This is a genomic window from Sphingomonas sp. RB1R13 (assembly GCF_036663775.1).
In the GTDB taxonomy this organism is placed as follows: Bacteria; Pseudomonadota; Alphaproteobacteria; order Sphingomonadales; family Sphingomonadaceae; genus Sphingomicrobium.
Map to the genome: position 1 here is coordinate 1 of NZ_JAXOJM010000116.1, position 1,041 is coordinate 1,041.

Below are 1,041 nucleotides of genomic sequence, written 5' to 3' on the forward strand. Positions count from 1 at the left end.
CGCAGCGTTTTGTCGAACCATTGCAGGCCATAGTTCAGCGTCAGCATGCCCTTGGTCCAGGACAGGTTCGAAGTCACCTGATACTTCGGAGCGACGGAAGCGATGGTGCCGCGATAGTTGGTCGCGGGCGCGCCCGGCACGCCGATGAACAGCAGCTTGTCGAGATAGTTGCCGTTCACCTGCAGATTGAACAGACCCAGATTGGCGGTCGGCAGGCGCCAGTTCAGGTTGAAGTCCAGGCCTGCGGTCTGGAACGAGGCGACATTCTGGGGCGCCACGTTGAAGCCGATGACATTGCCCGCCTGCACGACGCCGCTACCCGGGCCGTTCTGACGCGTGATGGCGCCGCAGAACTGGTTGTTGAGCGTCGGGGAGTCGACGCACAACTGGGCAAGCTGGATCGGCGAGACGGTGTTGATCGCGTTCTTCAGCCGGATATCATACCAGTCGGCCGACAGCGTCAGACCCGGCAGGAAGCTCGGCGAGAGAACCAGGCCCGCCGTCCAGGTGTTGGCCTCCTCCTGACGGAGCAGGGGATTGCCGCCCGCCGTACCGGAGATGTTGATCGAGCGATTGTCGTTATAGGTCGCCGGATCCGCCCCCAGATTCTGCAGCAGCGTGCGGCAGTTGGCGGCGCGATACTGCGTACCGTTGCCCGTGTTGGCCGGAATGCAGGGATCTTCGGTGAAGAACGAGAAGGTCTGCGACCGGCCGCCGAACAGTTCGCCGATATTGGGCGCGCGGATCGCGACCGAATAGGTCCCACGGAAGGTGATGTCGCGGATCGGGGCGTACATGCCATCGACCTTCCACGTCGTTGCGCGGCCGATCGTCGAATAATCCGAAACGCGGATGGCGGCACCAACCTCCAGATTATGCGCGAAACGCATGTTCTTGGCGATCGGGGCGTTCAATTCCGCAAAGACTTCCTTCACGTCGAACGATCCGCGCGTCGGGCTGAGCGCATTGGTGAAGGTCAGGCCCTGCTGTTCGAGGGGATCGGGCGTGAAGCGGCTGATCTCCTTGCGGTATTCGGCGCCG

Annotated in this window: 1 protein-coding gene; it reads right to left on the minus strand. The window is 62.4% G+C overall.

Translation table 11 applies throughout. The features are described from left to right. A partial coding sequence (locus U1700_RS15370; RefSeq protein ID WP_332753531.1) for a TonB-dependent receptor domain-containing protein occupies positions 1-1,041 on the minus strand: 1,041 nt, incomplete at both ends.